This is a genomic window from Sporomusa termitida, assembly GCF_007641255.1.
Classification (GTDB): Bacteria; Bacillota; Negativicutes; order Sporomusales; family Sporomusaceae; genus Sporomusa; species Sporomusa termitida.
This window is the reverse complement of sequence record NZ_CP036259.1, coordinates 1183427-1200864: the sequence shown is the minus strand read 5'-3', so window position 1 is coordinate 1200864 and position 17438 is coordinate 1183427. Positions and strand designations below refer to the sequence as shown.

Annotated in this window: 17 protein-coding genes, 3 tRNA genes and 1 pseudogene; 1 reads left to right on the top strand and 20 read right to left on the bottom strand. The window is 49.9% G+C overall.

Translation table 11 applies throughout. From position 1 onward, the window contains the following. The first annotated feature begins 2 nt into the window (after positions 1–2). Positions 3–1748 (top strand): sensor histidine kinase, encoded by a 1746-nt coding sequence (locus SPTER_RS05390; protein ID WP_144349384.1) that lies wholly within the window; start codon positions 3–5, stop codon positions 1746–1748. 52 nt (positions 1749–1800) lie between these two features. Here SPTER_RS05390 and SPTER_RS25845 read toward each other — a convergent pair whose 3' ends face one another. From SPTER_RS25845 to citD, 20 genes and pseudogenes are all read right to left on the bottom strand, one after another. Further along, complete coding sequence (locus SPTER_RS25845) at positions 1801–1917, bottom strand: Sir2 family NAD-dependent protein deacetylase (RefSeq protein ID WP_425474357.1); 117 nt, start codon at positions 1915–1917, stop codon at positions 1801–1803. A 427-nt stretch (positions 1918–2344) separates the two neighbouring features. After that, entirely contained in the window at positions 2345–2767 is a 423-nt protein-coding gene (locus SPTER_RS05380) for a MarR family winged helix-turn-helix transcriptional regulator (RefSeq protein ID WP_144349383.1), read from the bottom strand. Between the two features lie 368 nt (positions 2768–3135). Next, on the bottom strand, positions 3136–4122 hold the full coding sequence (locus SPTER_RS05375; RefSeq protein WP_246105494.1) for an HD-GYP domain-containing protein: 987 nt from the start codon (positions 4120–4122) through the stop codon (positions 3136–3138). A gap of 54 nt (positions 4123–4176) precedes the next feature. Next, on the bottom strand, positions 4177–5220 hold the full coding sequence (locus SPTER_RS05370) for a PucR family transcriptional regulator (protein ID WP_170233159.1): 1044 nt from the start codon (positions 5218–5220) through the stop codon (positions 4177–4179). 501 nt (positions 5221–5721) lie between these two features. Continuing rightward, positions 5722–6033, bottom strand: a pseudogene (locus tag SPTER_RS25240) (transposase); the annotation flags it as partial. 109 nt (positions 6034–6142) lie between these two features. Then, positions 6143–6319, bottom strand: coding sequence for a hypothetical protein (locus tag SPTER_RS24580; RefSeq protein ID WP_170233158.1), 177 nt, complete (start codon positions 6317–6319; stop codon positions 6143–6145). Between the two features lie 332 nt (positions 6320–6651). Continuing rightward, positions 6652–7437 carry an epoxyqueuosine reductase gene (locus tag SPTER_RS05360; RefSeq protein WP_144349380.1) on the bottom strand — a complete coding sequence of 262 codons (786 nt, stop codon included), beginning with the start codon at positions 7435–7437 and terminating at the stop codon, positions 6652–6654. A 218-nt stretch (positions 7438–7655) separates the two neighbouring features. Further along, positions 7656–8231 (bottom strand): gamma-glutamylcyclotransferase family protein, encoded by a 576-nt coding sequence (locus SPTER_RS05355; RefSeq protein ID WP_246105493.1) that lies wholly within the window; start codon positions 8229–8231, stop codon positions 7656–7658. A 193-nt stretch (positions 8232–8424) separates the two neighbouring features. Further along, on the bottom strand, positions 8425–10047 hold the full coding sequence (locus SPTER_RS05350) for an IS1182 family transposase (protein ID WP_144349379.1): 1623 nt from the start codon (positions 10045–10047) through the stop codon (positions 8425–8427). A 140-nt stretch (positions 10048–10187) separates the two neighbouring features. Beyond that, positions 10188–10263 (bottom strand) — tRNA-Arg (locus SPTER_RS05345). 24 nt (positions 10264–10287) lie between these two features. Further along, positions 10288–10361: transfer RNA gene (locus SPTER_RS05340), tRNA-Gly, on the bottom strand. An 8-nt stretch (positions 10362–10369) separates the two neighbouring features. Next, positions 10370–10446, bottom strand: a tRNA-Pro gene (locus tag SPTER_RS05335). Positions 10447–10567: 121 nt separating this feature from the next. Continuing rightward, positions 10568–11125: a Fe-S-containing hydro-lyase gene (locus tag SPTER_RS05330; RefSeq protein WP_246105492.1), complete on the bottom strand. Its 558-nt coding sequence runs from the start codon at positions 11123–11125 to the stop codon at positions 10568–10570. Between the two features lie 13 nt (positions 11126–11138). Continuing rightward, entirely contained in the window at positions 11139–11984 is an 846-nt protein-coding gene (locus tag SPTER_RS05325) for a fumarate hydratase (protein ID WP_144349377.1), read from the bottom strand. A gap of 14 nt (positions 11985–11998) precedes the next feature. Further along, the gene (locus SPTER_RS05320; protein WP_144349376.1) at positions 11999–13228 is read right to left on the bottom strand and encodes an NAD(P)-dependent malic enzyme; all 1230 of its coding nucleotides are present in this window, start codon (positions 13226–13228) and stop codon (positions 11999–12001) included. A gap of 104 nt (positions 13229–13332) precedes the next feature. Further along, on the bottom strand, positions 13333–14379 hold the full coding sequence (gene citC, locus SPTER_RS05315) for a [citrate (pro-3S)-lyase] ligase (protein WP_144349375.1): 1047 nt from the start codon (positions 14377–14379) through the stop codon (positions 13333–13335). Then, on the bottom strand, positions 14363–14536 hold the full coding sequence (locus tag SPTER_RS24575) for a hypothetical protein (RefSeq protein ID WP_170233157.1): 174 nt from the start codon (positions 14534–14536) through the stop codon (positions 14363–14365). The genes citC and SPTER_RS24575 overlap by 17 nt, the downstream gene beginning before the upstream one ends. Then, the gene (gene citF / locus SPTER_RS05310; protein ID WP_144349374.1) at positions 14514–16061 is read right to left on the bottom strand and encodes a citrate lyase subunit alpha; all 1548 of its coding nucleotides are present in this window, start codon (positions 16059–16061) and stop codon (positions 14514–14516) included. The genes SPTER_RS24575 and citF overlap by 23 nt, the downstream gene beginning before the upstream one ends. Then, the gene (locus SPTER_RS05305; RefSeq protein WP_144349373.1) at positions 16058–16933 is read right to left on the bottom strand and encodes an HpcH/HpaI aldolase/citrate lyase family protein; all 876 of its coding nucleotides are present in this window, start codon (positions 16931–16933) and stop codon (positions 16058–16060) included. Before SPTER_RS05305 ends, citF begins: the two co-directional genes overlap by 4 nt. Further along, entirely contained in the window at positions 16933–17223 is a 291-nt protein-coding gene (gene citD / locus SPTER_RS05300) for a citrate lyase acyl carrier protein (protein WP_144349372.1), read from the bottom strand. The genes SPTER_RS05305 and citD overlap by 1 nt, the downstream gene beginning before the upstream one ends. Between the last annotated feature and the right edge of the window lie 215 nt (positions 17224–17438).

The following is a 17438-nucleotide window of genomic DNA, read 5'->3' as shown; positions in this document are numbered from 1 at the left end:
ATTTGAGCAAAGAAAGCACTATACAGGGAAGAAAATTCCGCAGACTAAACCAGGCAATACTTTCGCATAAATCGCACAAACAGCAACCTTCTGAATTTGCAGCAATTAGATCTCTTTACGAACTCAATACCCGTCCGGTTGGCCCGCATAATCTGAAAGAGGTAATGGCGGAAATTCTCAATACGGCGATTACATTGTCCAGGGCCGATATGGGCAACATTCAGTTGTTCGATGAGCAGTCCGGTATGCTCAAAATAATCGTCCATAAAGGCTTTCAGCCGCCTTTCCTGGATTTTTTTGCCAACGTTTATCCTCACCGCAGCGGGCGTGAGGCGTCCTGCGGCGCTGCGTGTGTGCAGCGGCAGCGGGTGATTGTCGAGGATGTGCGTAAAAGCCCTATTTTCACCGGCACCGCCGCCCTTGCTGTCTTACTGGAGGCGGGGGTAATGGCAGTTCAGTCCACACCGCTGATCAGCCGGGAAGGACGGCTTGCGGGAATGCTGAACACCCACTACCGGCAGACCATTGGGCAAGATGAGTTTAACTTGTATTATGTCGATCTGCTGGCTGGTCAGGCGGCGGACATCATTGTCCAGGTTCAGGCCGAAGCGGCACTCCGGGCGAGCGAGGAGAAGCATCGCCTCTTATCCGAAGCGCTGTACCATCACCGCAATAATCTTGAAAAGCTCGTGGCAGAACGGACGGAAGAACTGAAACGCAGCGAACGCAAGTACCGGACGCTTATCGAGAATATCCCCATGGCAATAACGCGGCATGATAAGGAATCTCGCTATCTCTATGTTTCTCCTCAGTGGGAAAACAATCTGGGCTTCAACATTGAGCTGCTCAAAGGGAAAACCTGGAGAGATATTGGTATCCCGGAGGATATTTACCGGCTGTGGCAGAAACAATTCAACCAAGCCCTCCATACCCGCGCGGTAGTAGAATTTGAGACCCAGCACCCAAACGCCACTGGCGAAAGCAAGGATTTCCGGGTTCAGGTCATTCCGGAATTGGACGAGCAGGGGCAAGTAGAATCTTTGTTAACAGTATCAGAGGACATCACGGAAAGAAAAAAGCTGGAAACCGAACTGCAGCGGCTTGATCGCCTGAACACTGTCGGTGAGATGGCAGCAGCAATTGGCCATGAAGTCCGCAACCCATTAACTACGGTGCGCGGCTACCTGCAGATGTTCCAGCGCAAAGCGGAAATTGATAAATACCACGAACAATTTGCAACAATGATTGAGGAACTCGACCGCGCCAACGCCATCATAACCGACTTTTTATCTTTGGCAAAAAACAGGACAATCGAGCTGAAATTGCATAATTTGAACGATATTATAAATGCCCTGCAACCGCTCATACAAGCCGAAGCGCTGCGCACCGGGCATAAACTAAAAATAAATATGAGCCTTATTCCCAGTTTCAGAATGGATGAAAAGGAAATCCGCCAGCTTCTCCTGAACTTGGCCCGTAATGGCTTCGAGGCCATGGACCCTGGCAAGGCGCTGATAATCGAAACCGGTGTTAAAAGTAACAACGTGGTGCTGAGTATCAGTAACAGTGGCCCGGGGATACCGCCGGAGGTACTGGACAAATTAGGTACGCCTTTCCTGACAACCAAGGCTAATGGAACCGGACTTGGTCTGGCAGTCTGCTACCGCATCGCTGACCGTCATGGCGCCAGGATCGATGTCAGGACTGCGGCGAACGGGACGAAGTTCACAGTTAGTTTTAGGCTGTAGGCGCCCCCATCGGCCTGGCGGCTGGCAGTGCGCTGATGCTGAACTTGTAGCTCTAGCTCTTACTAACACCGTCTACATTTTGCGTTATTATGACCATATTCCCTTTTTGCTGTAATGCAGCAAGCGCCTGGTGGCCTTGATTAGGCGCAACCTCCCCTAGCTTTGCTATGCGCCACTGATAGAAAAAGTAGAATTCATCGTTAAAAATGACTAATAAAAGTTAATGTTAATATGGGGGAGACGTTTAATATAGTCCTCAGCGGCTATCAGCATCGCAAAGTCGAAAGATATTAACCCGATTAAAGTTGTAATCATGGGATTCACCTCTCTTTCCTTTGTTTGTATACTTATATTACGCATACGTATCATATGTCAAATTTTGCCCCTTCCTGGTAAAAATGAATGCTTGTGCTGACTGAAAACCCTTGAGCCAGAATATAGCCTTCCGGATATTAAGCATACGTAGTAAATTTATAAATTTTTTTATTTGCTTTTTTTATTAGCAAATATTTTGTATGCGTAATTTATAGTATCAGCATAATACATCCGCGGAATATTTTCAATACCCTTTTTGAAAAAATGTTTGCCGCTACCGATTATAAAGTCTGGTAAATTTTTCGCAGCACTTTCTCAAACACGATTATTTCTTCCGCCGTACACTCCTTGAGCATTTCAGTGCGGACTATATTTAAGACCTCCATCACTGAATCCTTCAGGGCAATAGCTTTCTCTGTCAAAAAAACATGGTATGCACGGCGATCTTCCGGCGAATCTGCCCTATAAACCAATTTTGAACTTTCCATGCGATCAATAAGGCCAGTAAGTGTAGAACTGTCTAAGTAACACCGTTTTCCTAACTCCGAAAGACTAATGCCGTCGCCTTTATAGAGTGTATATAGAACCATCATCTGTACAGGTGTAATACCAATTTTTTGGTTAAGGATTTCTTTGGCAAACTGATTATGCTTTTGCTCCGCTTTAGCAAGCAGGATACAGATACTATCAAAAATTGGGAGCATATTTTCCTCCGTTACACTTATTACTTCAAATTGTTTGTATACGTAAATTAAAGCTAAGTATAATCCGGTTGTGTGTAAAAGTCAAGCCACCTCCTGACCGGCGCATGTTTATATTCTGATAATATAAGCACGGACTGACGTGCGCTAAGCCGCCTCTTTTAGATCGAGAATCAGAAGTATTGACAATTGAGCCTGGCTTTTTAGAGTTCTCCAGCTGGACCTTTACAGTCTGTTAACATAGAAATCTTCCTTTCTAAACAAGAATAGAATGCATTTTATTCTTGTCAGTAAGGAAGATTTTTCATTCTTTTTTATACAAAATTTACTGCCTCGCCTTACCGGTAAAGCTCTCAAAAAACTCTGTCAGTTTAAGAAGGCAAAGAAAGTTTGATGAACAGTTTCTCAAGTTGTTCTACAACCAGGGGGTGATAGTCAATTCCCTTGCTGGTGAAGATTTTATGAAGCGCTTCATCCACCGCAAGAACCGGGTTTTGCAGGGCAGCTGTTGTAAAATGGTCGAAAGCATCAGCTACCGCGACAATAGCGGCATTGAAATGTATTTTGTCACCAGCAAGGCCATAAAGATAGCCATTGCCGTCATATTTTTCATGATGTTGCAGGGCAACCAGATATATGCTTTTGGGCAATTTATCGGCTGCCAGCAGCTCACTGCCCAACTGAGTATGTTGTTGATAGAGTTCACACTGACCTTCGCAAAGCGTCTCATTCTCATCCAAAACCGATTTGGGCAACAACATTTTTCCTAAATCATGATACAATGCGCCGAGTGCAAGTTCACGCAGTTTAGCGTTTGCTAAGCTCAGTTTTTGAGCAATAGTAATGGAAAGTAAGGCGACATTAATAGAATGTGAATAGGTGGCTCGCCGGCCATGGGCCAGGATCTTCAAATTGTTGCTTAAAAAAGGATCCTCCATCAGGTCCGCCAGCAAGAGATTTAAATATTTAGAGGCAAGTGCCACTGCCTCTGTGTCAAATCTTTCAAATTTTTTATCCAGCTGTCCCGGTACCTGAAACCGGGTATCCTGAATTCCCAGACTGAGATGGGTGGCAGCATGATTGCCGGCGCCTTTTTGCGGTACCATTTGAAAAAAAATCTTTCGCCTTTCCAGACGCTGAATAAGCAGACGATTCAGGGGTGCACCTTTGGCCAGCAAAAGCCTGCCAAATTTGTCAAAGATATTGTGGGCGCTATATCCGATCACTTCAATCGGATTTTTATGGTTCAATGTACATCGTTCCTTTCTTGTGAAGAGCAGGCAGCCAAGGGCTATCTTCATTAGTTTAAAGGAAACAAGTCTAAAACGCCATTGTGTTGCTCGTATAATTTTTCCCACTCAATAAGGCCCTGCTATTAGGTAAAAACACCAACAATGTTAAAAAGGAATGCTTTAAAGTCCTGTTAATTTGTGTAATTTTATGGCAGTAGACAAAGCCAGCCTGGTTTCATAATCATCAAAGGAGATTTGCAACAGTTTCTCAATGCGCCGCTTCCGGAAAACAATGGTGTTGTAATGGAGAAATAATACCGATGCCGCCTGCTTTAGGCTGGAGCTGCGCAGAATGGTTTCCAGGGTGATTAGATAATCGGTGCCTTTCTGCGCATCATAATCAATCAGTTTGCCAAGCGTTGTTTGAATAAAATCCGTGGTTCGCAGCCGTGTTCCCCGCTCCAGATAGAGCTGAAGAATTCCCAGATTGGCGTAATGAGCGATTTGTCCGCTTCTGCCCCGCAGCGCTTTAGCAGCAAAGGAGGCCTCCAGGGCTTGCTGAAAACTTTTTTTAAAACCATCAATGCCTTGCTGGCAGGAACCGATGCCAATATTCACAATGAGATCCGTATAGTGGAAGTGAATCCGGTCTTTTATATATTGGGCCAGCTCATTGTTATCACGGTTATACCGGGGATCAAGCTCTGACAGTATGCATAAAACACCGAGCTCATTACGGTGGTGCCACAATGTACAGCCCTTCAGGGGGTATAAATCGGTTAGCAGCTTGGTTTTGATTTCCTGGATAATGGCAAAATCCTTATTATTAAAATGATGAGCCCTGTCGGCAAAATCAATTGTTATGGCACAACAAAATAATGTACCGGTAAAACTCAGCCCAAGATTGGCCGCATAAGCCAGTTTTTCTTCATTGATTGACTGTGGTTCATAAAATATTTCGTTAAGCAATTCGCTGCGGCGCTGCAGCTCATAAGCCGTTTGCAGCATCTGCCGGGCGTCTTCCTGAGCGGTGATATCGATTAGAATTACCGCGACGGTCTTTTTACCATTTACCTGATAATCCATTGGAACAATGTGATGCAACAGGGTGAGATTGTCCTGCGTGGTGTAGCGGAACCCCCGGGGTGACTGACTGGCTACGGCCAGGCTGAGTTCCGCGGTTAACAGATTGATCTGCTCCTGGGGAATAGTATCAAATAACATTATTTCACCGCCCCAGATTTGATGGAAACTTCCGTTCCCGTCGGAAACAAAAATTGTGGCGGATACAGCTTGAGCAAAACTATCTAACAAGGAGACATACCGAGCGAAAAGCTCCAGGGATTTGACTGCTTTAAGCGAATTATTCATCTGCAATTTTCACTCTCCGATACCATAAATCTGTCTTCACCTATTCTTGCTGGTGGCTGATACAATTTGGATTCTCAAAGAATTAGTAAAAAACCTTTGCCGGCAGTGTACCGATAGTGTTTTAATCAGGTAAAATAAACTACAAAAAGCCAGCGACCTTGTAAAAGGAAGCTGGCTTTTCCGACCGTAGGGCAACTCAAGGGGACGGTTCGAAAGCACTGATATATCCCCGTTTTTTTTTACATACTTGCCTAAATAGCGGAGTCAATCTGCGATAAGCTGCAAAAGTGACCATCTGTTCCAAAACTGCATGGCTATAAAAGGATATTGTATCATCCATCCACACTTTTCTCTTTAGTCTATGTCTCCTAAACTTGGCGAGCAGACTGGCGTCCGGCAGCTCCGCTTCGGGATTGAGTCCCAAAAACCACAGATAGGCTAAGTGTAATCGGGCTTCTTCTATGACTTTGGCATCGGATAAGTTATTAGATATTGCCAAATGAGGTCTTGGCCGGCATTTTCCGGTTCTTTGGCAGGCCGCCCCAGATGTTTACAGTAGGAATCCTTCAGCAAATTGTTACTGAAGCTAAAATCCACATGGGCCGCGATAATCTTCAGAATATGATTACTGGGAATTTTGTCATAGAGCACGCTATATATACTAATTAAATCAAACGCGTTCTGCCGGCTGCAGTATATAACTGCATAACCTGCTGTATTAACAACTCATTCCGGATAAAAGCCAGCCGATCATCTTTGGTCTTAAAACAGTAATTCACGGCCGCCACTTCCTTAGCGCCCATTTAACACCGATAACAATCAACGCAACAACGATTACTGTATCTGCTATAACCTGCAATTGATTCCCTCTTGGTGTGCGGGTAAGGAAATACAGCCCGGCCACTATAACCATTGTGAAGTCAGACCACAGGAGCTTTTTAAGCCATTGCATATTTTTCGAGGATGAAAGTGAGATAATTTACCCGGCCCTACCAGCCACTTCCAGCCCATCCTCCCTTTGTAATTCTAGTATAACCAATCACTTGCTGTACATCAAGGGGAATGACTCAAGGGGACGGTTCTTTTGAGTCACTTCGCATGTCCTGGCAATCTATAATAATCTTAGAGGAAGGTGTCAGTATGGAAACTAAAGGAATATGCAAGCCCCCGAGCTAGGTTTCACGTACTGAATAACCGGTTATGCCAGCATAAAGTACCTATTCACCAACTAGCGGTTAAGTACACGCCTGGCTGTTGCATAAGATTATTTGCACTTGCAATGACTCAAGAGAACCGTCCCCTTGAGTCACGAGCCGGGTTACGTTTAGAGCAGGGAACATTAACCAGGCATTTGCCGCAGGCATCGGCCACGCCCAGCTCGCTGTAAATTTTAGCATTTTCAAGGCATTTGGCCGAATAGCATTTATGGCGGTCAAACCCCGCTAAGGTAAGGGCCTGTTCCGGGCACTGGCCGATACATTTTTGGCACAGGCCCCCGTGTTTGTACAGACAGTTTTCCTGGTCCAACGGCGGCGTTGGTTCCACGGCGGCGTTGGTAATCAGGCTGCCAACCCGTCCGCAGCAGCCTTTTTCCGTTATCAGCATATTATTCAGACCAAATGTGCCCAAGCCTGCTAAATTGGCAATATGCCGATGGGACCAGTCACTGATCAGCTTTACTTTGTCAAAATTATGAGTGGCGGGAATAATGCAGCTTGCATAGCCTTGCCGGTTCAGCTGCCCACGCAGATAGGTGTTCAGGTCAAAAATGAGCTTGTTGGTTTCTATGTACGCCGCCGCCCACTCGTAGGAGCATGCCTCTCCCTGAATATTGCTGACCACAATAGGCTCAACAAAAGGTATAAAATATACAATCACCGTGCGTGCGTCAGGCAGGAGGTCGCCCGGCAAGGCATGCGTGGCGCTAACACTTTCTTTCAGGCCGGCAAAACGTTCATCAGCAGCATTTACGAACCCGACCAAAGGCTCCTGCCACTCGCTTTTGCAGGCGTTTCGCCGTGAATACTCACTTACATAGTCTTTAATAAGCGTACTTAGCCATTGCTGCATACCAGTCACTTCCTTAACATTTGTAAAAAAAAGCTGCCCTATCGGTTACGTCGGCGCAAACAAGCGCTTTTATGCAGGCTTATCCCTGCAGGGCCTGAAGAAGGGAAGCTTTCAGTTCTTCGCAGAATTCTTACGGCCCACCATACGCTCTGTCGGTTCCTGCTCTGACAATAGCCGGCTTGCTATCTCCGTTCATCAGGAATTGGCTGACTTAGAATTTATTCAGTACTGCCGTCACAATCAGCCCCGCAAGCCTCGCACCCCATTGAGCTGCAACCGCCGCGCGCATAAGCCGGCCGCCTCGGTACCGGATAAGCAGCAGGTTTTGTTGCGATTGCCTGGAGTTTTTCAATGTAGGAAACGGGTAAGCCCTGCTCCACTGCTCCTTGCAGCACCTGCGCCATATACTCGGAGCTGGCAAGAGTGGCTTTCCCCAACCGGTTCTTTAGATAAAGCATCGCCAGCCTGGTAATACCATCGGTACTATGAACTTCAACCGGATAGCGAAAATACGCACCGGTACCATCCAGACGGGCATCCTCACAATTGTCCAGTTCATCCCAGCTGTAGTCGGTCAGCCGATAAAGAACGCCCCATACCTCTGACTGCGAATCAGGAATGAGCGTCGCCATAGCACCGTCCCAAACAGGGGAATACTCAAAAAAATCCATTCTGTAGCCAGGCAGCCGGGAAATTCCCACCTTTTGAAAATTCGAGCACTTCAGTTGCATCTGCTGCGAATTGAGGTTCATGCCGTAAGCAAAATAAAGAAGAGGCCGTTCCATTTGTTGCATATGCTTGGCTCCTTTCGTGATTACTCTTATTCTGGGCATTGACTGACAAATCATTGGATTCCCTGCGCAATCTTGTTAAAAAACAATAGCACAAGCAATTATTACAGCATCATTGCTTGTGCTCACTAGACATTATTGGCAGCTTTCCAGAATTTCACTAAAGGTATGAGTAAAACTTATCACATATCTTAGACTAAGTCAACACAGACTCACGGGGACGGTTCGAAACCACTGATATAAGCCTGTTTTTTTTAACTAACCTTGGGTAAAAATCGGAGTCAATCGGCAATAGGCTGCAAAATTGACAATTTGTTGCATAAACGCATGGCCGCAAAAGGATATCAGGACTGCTATCCTTTTCAAATTTACGGCTAAGGCCGTCAGTTTGGCTTGCAGGGACATGCTTTTTAGACCATACCCCCCGTGCACGGTCTAATCCATGGAAACGTTTCATTTCCCCGTTCTTCCACTCATGGCTGGCTCGCTTTTTGTACTTTAGCTTGAACTGATCGCTCTTGGCAAGCTGACTATGTTCGTAATATTGCGCGCAGTGTTCACTGACGCGCAGTACTTTTTTCTTCGTATTCTTGCCAGCACAGGTCAGCCGTTGCGGACACTGCACACAGTGCGATTTCACAAAATGATAGCGGTACACGTCATTTTTGTTCTTGTATTTTTGGCGCACTTTCTTCTCGGTATGATTGCCCATTTCGCAAAACCACTGGTCGCTGTCTTTGTTGTAACTAAACCGGCTTTCGTCTAGCTTGTAGACACAGGCGTTTACGGGAATGATGGCTTCTACCGCCTCGGTTTGTAAGGTATCTAAGATCGGTTTGCGAAAATAGGCCTTATCTCCATACACCTCTTGGATGGGTAAGCCGCAGGCTTTACTTCGCTGATACAATTCCTCAAATTGGCTGCCGTCCACATAGGCGCCGCTTTCCACTGTTACCGCCGTAATGATCCTTGTTTCCGGGAGCATGGCAAATTCTACTTTATAGCCGTAAAAGCTGTCTGTTTTTGATTTGTAGCCTACGCGCGCCTCTTTGTCTACCAGTGATCGGACTCCTTTTTGGACCATAAATTTCGGATCTTCCAGGATTTCTTTGGCTTCGTTAACCGCTTGTTGGCTGTTGGGCAGGATAGACAAATCGACATGGCTTTCGGTTTTCCCGATCAGTTCTTCCACATAGGACTTCATTTTCTGCTTCGCTTCGTTGTGGTCTTCTATGAGCTTATAGTCGGGAACTTCGCTAATGAGCTCGGCGGGGATTACCCCGTTTTCTTTCTCAATGGCCCTTATGATTCTTCTTCCCAGATGCTTCATGATTCTTTCCGGCACTTTTTTTTTAGTATTGGCCTGGGTATGCGTGGCGTCAATGCTTAGTCCGGTTCCTTTAATTATGCCTTTTTCCACACACTGGCGAACCACTTCCTGAATCATATCATCCACACTGGTTTCTTTTAGTCTATGTTTCCTAAACTTGGCCAGCAGGCTGGCGTCCGGCAGATCCTCTTCGGGATTGAGTCCCAAAAACCACATATAGGCTAAGTTTAATCGGGCTTCTTCTATGACTTTGACATCGGATAAGTTATATAGATATTGCAAAATGAGGATCTTGGCCAGCATTTCCGGTTCTTTGGCCGGCCGCCCCAGATGCTGGCAGTACGAATCCTTCAGCAACTCGTTAATGAAGCTAAAATCCACATTACCAGCGATAATCTTCAGAATATGATTACTGGGAATTTTATCATAGAGCACGCTATATATACTTAATTGGTGCGGCACATTTTTTAGCAAGGCAAGCCCCTCCATTACGCAAATATCTACCGTTATATTTTACCATAATTCAGGGGCGCTTGCTTTATTGACTTTTTCAGTGCTTTCGAACCGTCCCCTCGAGTCACTTCTTTACACAACAAAAAGACTTCCGAATCCAGAAGCCTTAATTTTCCTGGCACGCCTGGTAGGAATCGAACCTACGGCCAACCGCTTAGAAGGCGGTTGCTCTATCCGCTGAGCTACAGGCGCATTTTTATATTATTGAAAATAAAATGGAGCGGGTGAAGGGAATCGAACCCTCGTAGCTAGCTTGGAAGGCTAGTGCTCTACCATTGAGCTACACCCGCACATTAAGTGGTCGGAGCGGCAGGATTCGAACCTGCGGCCCCCTGGTCCCAAGCCAGGTACTCTACCAAACTGAGCCACGCCCCGTAGTCACAAAATATATTATACTTTATTATTGGATTGTTTGTCAAGCGAGGATTATGGCCCGTCGTTCTATGTTTTAAGCTGGTGCCGGCACTTTTTATGTGCCGGGCACCACTGGCAGTTTTCAGAGCTCGCGATACTTGGACTGACCTGCTGTGTAAAAATTACGCCCCTCGCTGTCAATAACAACAATGGCCGGAAAATCTTCGACCGTCAGGCGGGACAAGGCCTCCGGACCAAGGTCCTCGTAGGCCACGATCTCATATTTTTTAATGGTTTTGGCGATCAGGGCGGCCGCCCCGCCAGTGGCGGCGAAGTAGACGGCACCATGCTGCTGCATCGCTGCAACCACCGCCGGTGAGCGGTAGCCCTTGCCAATCATACCGCGCAGCCCCTGGTCCAGCAGGCGCGGGGTGTAGGCATCCATACGGCCGCTGGTGGTGGGGCCGGCCGAACCTATTGCCTGACCGGGTTTAGCCGGTGCCGGGCCGACATAGTATATAATCTGGTCTGTGAAATCAACCGGCAGTCGTTCGCCGGCAGCCAGCGCTTCCACCATCCGTTTGTGAGCGGCATCGCGGGCGGTATAAATCGTACCGGTAATCAACACCAAATCTCCGGCTTTAAGCTGACGCGCTTTGGCAGCCGCCAGCGGGGTGACAAGCTTAATTGCCTCTTCCATCTTCCAGTCCCCCTTACAATTCCACTTCGGCATGGCGGGTGGCATGACAGTTGATGTTAATCGCCACAGGCAGACCGGCAATGTGGGTTGGATAATACTCTATATTGACAGCCAGGGCTGTCACCCGGCCGCCAAGACCCTGCGGGCCTACACCGGTCTTATTAACCAATTCTAAAAATTCCTGTTCAAGCTTGGCATACTCCGGCTGGGGATTACGCTGATTAATCGGCCGCAGCAGGGCTTGTTTGGCAATAATCGCTGCTTTTTCCATCGTGCCGCCGATACCGATGCCGACAACAATAGGCGGACAGGGATTGGACCCGGCGTTAAAAACAGTATCAACCAGGAATTGCCGGATGGCCGGCAAGCCATCTGCCGGCTTAAACATTTTAAGGGTACTCATATTTTCGCTGCCAAAGCCTTTGGGTGCTAACACAATTTTTATTTTGTCACCGGCTACAATGCTGGTATGCAGCACTGCCGGCGTATTGTCCCCGGTATTCTTTCGATTGAATAACGGCTCGGCGACAACTGATTTTCGCAGATAGCCTTCCGTATAGCCCCTGGCTACACCGGCATTGACGGCCTCAGCCAGGCTGCCGCCGGTAATGTGGACCTCCTGGCCAATCTCCATGAAGATAACGGCCATACCTGTATCCTGACAGATAGGCATCTGCTCGTCCCGGGCTATACAGGCGTTTTCCACCAGCTGCCCGAGAATCGCTTGGCCTAACGGGGATTCTTCCCGTTCGCGGCCTGACTCTAAGGCGGTGCGAATATCGTCGGACAAATAATAGTTGGCGTCAACAGCCAGCTTAGCGACAGCGGCTGTAATTTGTGCGGCGTCGATTGTACGCATGCTTTCCTCCTTACTTAGCGGTTCTGCTTAATGCGCGCTGCTGTTTTTCGCCGAATGTCTTCAGGGTCAACCTTAACCCTGGCCACACCAGTCTCCATGGCGGCCCTGGCGACGGCGGCCGCCACCGCCGGGGCCACACGCGGGTCAAAGACATCAGGTACAATATAATCCTCCCGCAGTTCGGACACGGGAATCAGGTCAGCCAGCGCATACACAGCGGCAAGTTTCATCGCTTCATTGATTTGGCGGGCTCTGACATCAATCGCGCCCCGGAATACGCCGGGGAACACAGTCACATTATTTACCTGGTTAGGCGCATCGGACCGGCCGGTGCCGGCAACCCTGGCCCCGGCTGCTTTCGCTTCTGCATAGCTTATCTCCGGGACAGGATTGGCCATGGCAATAACAATCGCATCGCTATTCATATGCTTAATAATCGCTTGGGTAAAGGCACCCGATGCCGATACCCCGATCAGGGCGTCGGCATTTTTGGCCGCAACTTCCAGCTTACCTGCCAGCTTTGTCAGATTAGTGACCTGGGCAAGCTCGGCCTGAACCCGGTTCAGACCAGGCATCCCCTGATAGAGGGCACCGTGAATATCCACCATAATTACATTCTTCGCCCCGGCATTGACCAGCAGACGGCCAATGGCCGTGCCGGCCGCACCGGCGCCATTAACAACTATTTTGGCGGCAGCCAGGTCTTTGTTTACAAACCGCAACGCACTGATCAGAGCCGCCACGCCGGCAATCGCGGTACCGTGCTGGTCGTCATGAAACACCGGTATATCCATTTTCTCTTTTAATCGATCTTCTATGTCATAACACTTGGGTGACGAAAAGTCTTCCAGATTAATGCCGGCAAAAGTAGGCTGCAGATAGGTAACAGTCTCAATAATCTTGTCCGGATCTTTGGTGTCAAGGCAAATAGGCACAGCATCAACATCACCAAATACTTTAAACAATACCGCTTTGCCTTCCATAACCGGCAGCGCCGCCTCGGGGCCAATGTCGCCAAGCCCCAGTACCCGTGTCCCGTCGGAAACAACGGCAATCATATTGCCCCGGCAGGTAAGCTCAAAGGATAACTCCTTATTGTCTTTGATCTCTTGGCAGGGCTCAGCGACGCCGGGAGTGTAGGCCAGGCTGAGATCATAGCGGCTGGAAAGCGGCACCTTGGGCGCAACCGCCAGCTTGCCCTGATTATCGCGGTGCAGTTGTAAAGCAGCTTCGCGTACATCCATATAAATACCCCCTAAATATATTTGCTGTTGGCTGACAGACCAGTTGATTGGCCGGCATAAGGGCTATCGTAAACAGCTGCGGCTACTGCGGAACGGCTGGACTGTCAATGCCGCGAACGGCTGGCCTGAATACGGTCAATGACGGGCTGCGCTGCCGGTGACAGCAGATACTGGTAGGTTGTTGCCGGCACCAGTTGTTTAACAGCAGCCCAGTCCTGACGGCGGATCAGCTCCCGCACCCGCGAGGCGCTGATCGCCTCGTCCCCATCCTTGATGCGAGATATCATTACCAGCTCAATGCCGTGCTGCGGCAGTATGGCCGCTAATGCCTGATTATAGCCACTGGTGGTTGCACAATAGGGCTCATCGCCGACATAACGCCTGTTCACACCCAGGGCCGGACCAATATAACGGGCAAAAATGGTGGCGTCAAGGCACGCCTGCGCCTGCTCTGTGTCTGCGCCGCGGGTAAAGTAGCCGGGAAAGGTCGCAGCGGAAACAATATATTTGCCGGCCGGCAATACTAAAACATTATTGTACTCCGTCAGTCCCTCCCGGACTAAGCGCTCCCGCACCGCAAAGGGAAACAGTGACTTTTCTTCACTGACGACCAGGACAACCACCCCCTGGTTTTCACCTGCCGCCCGGGCGATCAGGGCTTTATGGCCTAAGGTGAACGGATTACAGTTAACAACAAGGGCGGCTCTGGGGCCGGCCGGTAACTGCGCGGCCTGAGCTGCCGCCTGCCGGCAGTAACTGTCAATGGAACCCAGCCCGGATTCCAGTAACACAGCAAAGGGCTCGCAGCGAGCTACCTCTTTAAAGCCTAAGGCCGTAAACAGCGGCGCGGCAGCGGGCTTGGTATAGATAAAATAGTGATAAATTCCCCGTTGCCCGGCCTGCTGCATCAGCTGACTGACAACCTTGGCAGTCAGCCCCTCCCCCTGCAGCTTAGGGGCAACGGCAATATTGCGCAATACCTCGCCGGCCAGGGAACCGGTAGCGATCATCTCGGCCTGTTGATAAAAGGCCACCGTATAATCGGCACTGCCATCATAAGTCAGATCAAAACCGGCCAAAAAAGTACGGACAGCCTCAACTTCCCTGGTATTATCAAGGTTAATCTCTCTGATATCATAGTTTGCCCACATACCAATCCCCTCCCCGTTCACCCGCCGGCAGCAGCAACACCGGATTATCAGGCTGACGCTGACCACCTGGCTGAGGGTTTGCTCTCCCGCCCGGGATCATCGCCAGCTTGTTGGCCACCGTATTGCTTAATCTTTTATTTGACCTGCCTGACCACATCAATTACGGTCCCGTCACGGTACTCAACAATGGCAACAATCTTCGCCTGCGTGGTCACAGCCGCAGGTATACCGGCAATTTCCTCAGCCAGGGCCTTTAGCTCGTTTACCGTTTTTAACGGCAAGCCGGCAGCCTGCAGTTTCTCATATAAATCGCGGCGGCGCGGGTTAACGGCAACACCACGCTCGGTGACCAGTACGTCCACCGTTTCCCCCGGCGTGGTCGCTGTCAGCACCTTATCCATAATAATAGGCAGACGGCCGCGCAGCAGGTTGGCAACAACAATCGTCACTTTCGCCCCCGCCGCCGCATCACTGTGGCCGCCGGAACCGCCCATAACCACCCCGTCCGAGCCTGTTACCACATTAATATTAAACCCGGTATCGATCTCAGTCGCCCCCAGGACCACCACATCCAGGTTATTGACAGCGGCGCCCAGGTTAAACGGGCTGGCATAAAAATCGGCGCCCACCTCCAAATGATTGGGATTGGCCGCTAACGAACGTACCGCCTCAAGATCAAACCCCTGAACATCAATCAGTTTTCTAAAAAGTCCGCTTTCCAGCATCTCCACCATATAACCGGTTATCCCCCCCAGGGCAAAGCTGCCGGTTACGCCGGTTTCTTCCATCATCTGCCGGACATAGTAGGCAGCGGCCAGCGATGCGCCGCCGGCACCGGTCTGGAAGGAAAATCCGTCTTTAATCAGACCGGTGGCTTTAATCACTTTGGCGGTTGTTTCGGCAATTTTCAGGCCGACCGGGTCCCTGGTTATCTTGGTGGTGCCGGAAACAATCCCCTTCGGGTCGCCGATACAATCAACCTTCACTACATAATCGACCCGCGTTTGCGGGATCGATATCGGTGCCAGCGGAAACGGCAGCAGATAATCGGTAATGGCCACAACATGGTCGGCATACTGCGCATCAGGCATCGCATAGCCGAGTGAGCCGCAGGCCGCCGGACCGGCAACACCGTTGAGATTGCCGTACTCATCAGCCGCCGGGGCGGCAATAAAAGCAACGTCAATTTTCAACTGGCCGCATTCAATGGCCCGGGCCCGCCCGCCGTGTGTTCGCAGCACCACCGGCCGGGGGAACACACCGTGGGACACCGCCTGGGCCACCGGCCCTGACAGGTAATTCGTATCAAGACCTGTTACCACGCCGTTTTTAACATGCTCGACCAGGGGGGCATGAACAGGAAAAACCGAGCTTAAAGCGACAGTCAGGTTCTTAAGTCCCAGCCGGGCCGCCACGGCCAGCACCATATTGACAACCCCGTCGCCATTGCGCAGGTGGTGATGAAACGACAGCGTCATCCCATCGGTAACCGGGATACGCTTGAAGACTGCGGCCAGGTCTGCCGTCAGTTTTTGCTCGCCCGGCAGAATCCGTTTTACCTTAGGCGCCTGCCGCCGCATAGCAGGGACGGTGGCAAAGGCCCCGGCAAAGGGCTGTACCGGTCCGTAGCCGTCAACATCGGCCGGCAGACTGCGGCCGATTGCATTTGTTAATTGGTTCATAATAAGCCTCCCTCGGCCAAACCCAGCAAACGGGCCAGATGCAGTGTACGCTCAGCCCTGGCAACAATCGGGGCATCGACCATTTTGCCGTCAAGCGAAGCCACCCCTGCACCTTCGGCCTCCGCTTTACGGATCGCTTTTATGACCCGCCGGGCCCAGTCAATTTCCTGGGCAGTGGGGTCAAACACACGATGAATATCATCAATTTGGCGGGGGTTAATGGCCAATTTGCCTTTAAACCCCAGCTGTTTGGCCAAAGCAGTATCCGCCAGCAGGCCATCCCGGTCATTGACATCGGTAAACGGGGTGTCAATAGACTGAATGCCGGCAGCGGCGGCGCTGTTCACCACAATGGTCCGGGCGCTGAATATCTCAGTGCCTTCTTTAGTCCGTTTCGCCCCCAGGGCTGCTGTATAGTCCTCGGCGCCAAAAGCCAGTCCTGCCACCCGCTTATCCGCCCTGGCAATCGGATAGGCCTCGGCAATACCGCAGGGGGTTTCCAGCAGGGCGATCAGTTTAACCGGCGCCTGCCCCGGCGTTTCCGCCGCCGCCACCAGACGGGCGGCCTGCCGGATATCTTCCGGGCTCTCCACTTTCGGCACTATAATGGCATCAAGGCCGCAAGGCACAATCGCCTTAATGTCCTGCCGGGCAAAGGTGTCCAGCGGGTTAATCCGCACTACCTTCTCACTGGCCCGGTAATCGATAGTTCTCAAGGCTTCGGCCACCAGCAGCCGGGCGGCGTCTTTTTCCTGTGGCGCCACTGCGTCTTCCAGATCAAGAATAATGGCATCAGCCCCGAAGACACCGCCGTTTTGCAGCATACCGGGGTTATTGCCCGGCATAAATAACATCGTCCGGCGCAAATCCATTATATCAGCTCCTTTGCCGGCACAACGCCGGCCCGGGTGAGGGCGGCCAGCGTACGGGCCCGGATTGTGCAGTCCAGCGCCCCCCGGTCCACCGCCTTAATATATATATCAGTAATGTCCTGCTCAGCAATGACGGCCGTAATTGTCTTCCGGATAGCCTGGCCGTATTGAGCGAAAACAATGCTTTCCAGTTCAATGCTTATGCCACTGCCCTGAGCCCCGGGCGCCACGGTTATCATAATATCATTGGATTCAAGAGTTCCGGCTTGCGCCGGCTTAAGCTCATTCATACTACCCCTCCTTAAGAAAAGACCTGACTTGTGCCAAGTCCGGCAGGACGCTGGCAGAAGTCTTAGTCGTTCTTACTTATGATCAGAAACCGCTATACTTTCTGATCATGTTAAAAAAACCTGGCTTGTGCCAAGTCCCCCAGGACACCGGCTAAAGCCAGCCGTGTCCTTTAGGGTAAAAATTTTTCTGCCCTTAGCCCATAGCAGCAAATTTT